Below are 3,948 nucleotides of genomic sequence, written 5' to 3' on the forward strand. Positions count from 1 at the left end.
GCCGCGGGCTGCGCTCGCGCAGCAACTGGTTCATCCAGCCGGCATCCAGCGCCAGCAGCAGGGTGCTGCGCAGCTGCAGCCGCATGTCGAAGACCGGCACGCGCAGCAGCCAGGCGTCGCGCTGCGGGGCGGCGCGCAGCGGCAGGCCGCGGTCCTCGGCGCCGAGCTGGGTGGCCAGGCCCTGCAGCAGCTCGCGGCCCAGCAGGCCGGCCAGGCGGTCTTCGGTGCTGGTGCGCGGCGCGTCCGCGCCCAGCGGCGCGCCGCCGTAGCGGTAGCTCATGACGGCCAGCACCAGCTCGCGCTCGAAGCGGCAGGCCAGGCGGCCGGCGGCCAGCTCCAGCATCAGCCAGTCGCCGGACGGCTGGCTGCTGCCCGCGGCGTCGATGGTGACGTCGCCCAGCTCGAAGGCGGCCCGGTAGCGGCGGTTCAGCTGTTCGCGCAACAGGCTCTCCAGCCGCTCGCGCAGTTCCTCCGCGAATTCCTTCATCAGGTGTACCGGCCGGCCCAGCGTGCGTGGATCGAGCACCTCGGCGGCGGGCTTGGCGGCGGTGATTGCGCTGGAATGGTTCATGGCGGGCGGATTCTAGAATTAATCGCGCCGGCAGCTGAGGAAATACCTCACACTAATACCACTTCATCGGCGGCATATAAACTCTCCATCAATCCCTGTGCGTGCTCGACGGTGAATTCTTACGATTCCATGACACGCCAGTCCATGGCGACCGGCTGGATCCCGTCCTTCAACGAACTTCGTGCACAAAGTCACAGGCTGACTGGAAGCTGATCCGAATATCCGGAAATTGTCTTGTCGCAGTGCAACAAGCTGGATACAGTTCGCTACATCAGGGCACACCCGAGCGAAAGCCGGGGTCGCAAAGCCTCCGGTCTACCGCCGGCGGCGCATCGGCAGCGATGCGCCACCGGCCACGATAGCGGGGTTGCCAGACCTGAAGTCTGTCCAGGCGCGTGCCGCGTGCCTGCTGGCAGAACCATTGTCTGCCGAGGCGCTCCCGCGCTTCGTTGTGGCCCCCTGGCTGAGCTTGGCTTGTGCTCACCGAACACCGTGAGCCGACGATGAGCCGAGGACTACCTCCTACCTTCCTGCTGTTGCTGGTCCTGCCTCCGGGCAAGGCGGCATCGCCGTGGGCGAACTTAAATGCTTTGGTGCGGAAAGCGCACGATGTCTGAATTTCGGCATGGCTTGCCGAAACTGCTCCGGGTCTGCGCGGAATACCGTGAGCCTGCGGCGTGCATTAATAAGAATCCGTAATTAAACAGTGATTTAGAGGGGCTGCCCTGATACTTGGGCGGCAGTGAAAAAAGCAGTCAAAAATATACCGGGATGATTCTCGGTGTGGATGACTATTGCCTGCAATTTTCAATAACTGGTATTTTACAAAAGCAGCGATGAATATTCAGGCCAATCCATCCAGTGGTGCGATCCAGCTCTCGCTGAAGCAGCTCGAAGGCGATCTCGCCGGTCTGCAGGCACAGCTCGGCACGGCGGCCGCGCCGGCCCAGGGCGGCTTCGCCCAGAGCATGGAGCAGGTGCTGCAGCGCGTGGACGGCAAGGAGCATGACGCCGCCGACCGCATGGCCGACGTCGACAGCGGCAGGAGCGACGACCTGGTCGGCGCCATGTTGGCCAGCCAGGACGCCAGCCTGTCCTTCTCGATGCTGATGCAGGTCCGGAACAAGGTGATGGGCGCGATGGACGAGCTGCTGAAGCTGCAGCTGTGAACCTTCGCCGCAAGACCTGACCCTCGTCTCACACCCTAGCAACAAGAACATGCCCATCAACAAGCTTGCCGCCCGATTCGGTCTCACGCAGATGCCGCGCATCCCCGCCGGCCTGTTGCGCGGCCTCGCGCCGCTGCTGGCCCTGGCCGTCGTCGGCACGGCGCTCGCCCTGATGCTGATGTGGCGCGACCAGTCGGCCTACAAGCCGGTGTTCGGCCAGCGCGAGAAGGTCGCCGCCGGCGAGATGATGGCCGTGCTCGACGCCGAGCATGTGGCTTACCGCGTCCACCCCGACAGCGGCCAGGTGCTGGTGCCCGAGAAGGAACTGGGCCGCGTGCGCATGCTGCTGGCGGCCAAGGGTGTCGTGGCCAGGCTGCCCGGCGGCCTGGAGCTGATGGACCGCAACGATCCGCTGGGCGTCAGCCAGTTCGTGCAGGACGTGCGCTTCCGCCGCGGCCTGGAGGGCGAGCTGGCCCAGAGCATGACGGCGCTGGACCCGGTCGAGAGCGCGCGGGTGCACCTGTCGATCGCCAAGTCCTCGTCCTTCGTGGTCAACGACGGCGAGAAAAGCTCCGCCTCGGTGGTGCTCACGCTGAAGCCTGGCCAGCACCTCTCCAATGAACAGATCGCCGCCGCCATCAACCTGGTGGCCGGCAGCGTGGCGAGCCTGGACCCGCAGCGCGTGAGCCTGGTGGACCAGGCAGGTAACTTGTTATCTGCGCGGGTGGACCTGAGCGAAGGCGCCGAGGGCATTGCCGCCCAGGGCAACGAGGCCGCCAAGCGCTACGAGGACGAGGTCCGCCGCAATGTGCGCGACATCCTCGCCCCGACGCTGGGCGGCGACAACTACCGCCTGAGCGTCACCGCCGAGGTGGACAACGACCGCATCCAGGAGACCCGCGAGCAGTACGGCGACGCGCCCAAGGTCACCAACGAGGCGATGCGCGAGGAGACCGACCGCGAGCGCATCGCGATGGGCGTGCCCGGTTCGCTGAGCAACCGGCCGGTGAACGGCCCTGCCAATGCGGCCTCCGGTCCCGATGACGGCAACGCCGCCAGCGCCCGCAAGAACGCCAGCACCAAGCAATACGCCTACGACCGCAGCATCACCCAGATCAAGCGCAGCCGCGGCCGCCTGGCCCGGCTGAACGTGGCCGTGGCCCTGAACGAAGCGGCCGCGCCAGGCAAGGCCCGCCAGTGGGCCCCGGCCGACCTGAAGAAGATCGAGGCGCTGCTGGTCAGCGGCCTGGGCATCAATGCCGAGCGCGGCGACCGGCTCTCGGTCACGCCGCTGCCGTTCCCCGCGCCGCTGGCTGCCGAGCCCTGGTACGAGCAGAAGGACACGCTGGTCGACCTGGGCGGCTACGTGGGCTACGGCGTCGCGCTGCTGCTGGGCTACCTGCTGGTCGTGCGGCCGGTGCTGAAGCTGGCTCGCCAGGCGGTGTCGCCGCGAGTCGCCGCCGAGCCCGTGTCGCTGGAGCCGCTTGCCGGCGATGCGCCGGTGCTCGACGCGCCGATCGCCACGCCGGCCCTGACGAACGAAGCACCGGCCGTCAAGCCGATGCCGGTGGTGCCGCTGCTCGAGAACTTCGAGCTGCCGCCGCCGGGCTCGCCGGTCGACGTGCTGGTCGACCACCTGAAGGTCCTTGCCGCCAAGGAACCGGAGCGCGTGGCCGAAGTGGTCAAGCAATGGGTCCAGAAGAAGGTGCCAGCATGAGCAACGACTACACGCCTAACGAACAGCCTGCACTGACCCACGTCGAACAGGCCGCCATCGTGCTGCTGAGCATGGGCGAGGAGCCTGCCGCCGCGGTGCTGCGCTGCCTGTCGCGCGACGAGCTGCTGGAGGTGACCCAGGTGATGTCGCGCCTGTCGGGCATCAAGGTCCATTCGGTCAAGCAGTCGCTGCAGCGCTTCTTCGACGACTACCGCCAGCAGAGCGGCGTGCACGGCGCCTCGCGCAGCTACCTGCAGCGCTCGCTGGGCCTGGCCCTGGGCGGCGACATCGCCAGCAGCGTGCTCAAGAGCATCTACGGGGACGCGATCCGGCCCAAGATGGCCCGCCTGCAATGGGCCTCGCCGAAGTGGCTGGCCGACCGCATCGCCGATGAACACGTGCGCATGCAGGCGGTCTTCCTGGCCTTCCTGCCGCCGGCGCTGGCCGGCGAGGTGATCGCCGCGCTGCCCGCCGAAGGCCGTGACCTGGTG

The 3,948-nt window shown here is 67.4% G+C and carries 2 protein-coding genes, 2 pseudogenes and 1 riboswitch; of the genes and pseudogenes, 3 read left to right on the top strand and 1 reads right to left on the bottom strand.

Annotated features, from left to right (window positions below; translation table 11 throughout):
- A pseudogene (locus tag B0W88_RS30285) lies at nucleotides 1-571 on the bottom strand (hypothetical protein); the annotation flags it as partial.
- A gap of 265 nt (nucleotides 572-836) precedes the next feature.
- Nucleotides 837-946: riboswitch (cyclic di-GMP riboswitch) on the top strand.
- Between the two features lie 461 nt (nucleotides 947-1,407).
- Here B0W88_RS30285 and B0W88_RS30290 point away from each other — a divergent pair.
- The 3 genes and pseudogenes from B0W88_RS30290 to fliG form a co-directional block, all read left to right on the top strand.
- Complete coding sequence (locus B0W88_RS30290) at nucleotides 1,408-1,740, top strand: flagellar hook-basal body complex protein FliE (RefSeq protein WP_077038224.1); 333 nt, start codon at nucleotides 1,408-1,410, stop codon at nucleotides 1,738-1,740.
- A 49-nt stretch (nucleotides 1,741-1,789) separates the two neighbouring features.
- Complete coding sequence (fliF, locus tag B0W88_RS30295) at nucleotides 1,790-3,457, top strand: flagellar basal-body MS-ring/collar protein FliF (protein WP_077038225.1); 1,668 nt, start codon at nucleotides 1,790-1,792, stop codon at nucleotides 3,455-3,457.
- A pseudogene (gene fliG, locus B0W88_RS30300) lies at nucleotides 3,454-3,948 on the top strand (flagellar motor switch protein FliG); the annotation flags it as partial. The gene fliF and the pseudogene fliG, both read left to right, overlap by 4 nt.

Origin of the sequence: Pelomonas sp. KK5 (assembly GCF_001984095.1) — a bacterium.
GTDB lineage: Bacteria > Pseudomonadota > Gammaproteobacteria > Burkholderiales > Burkholderiaceae_C > KK5.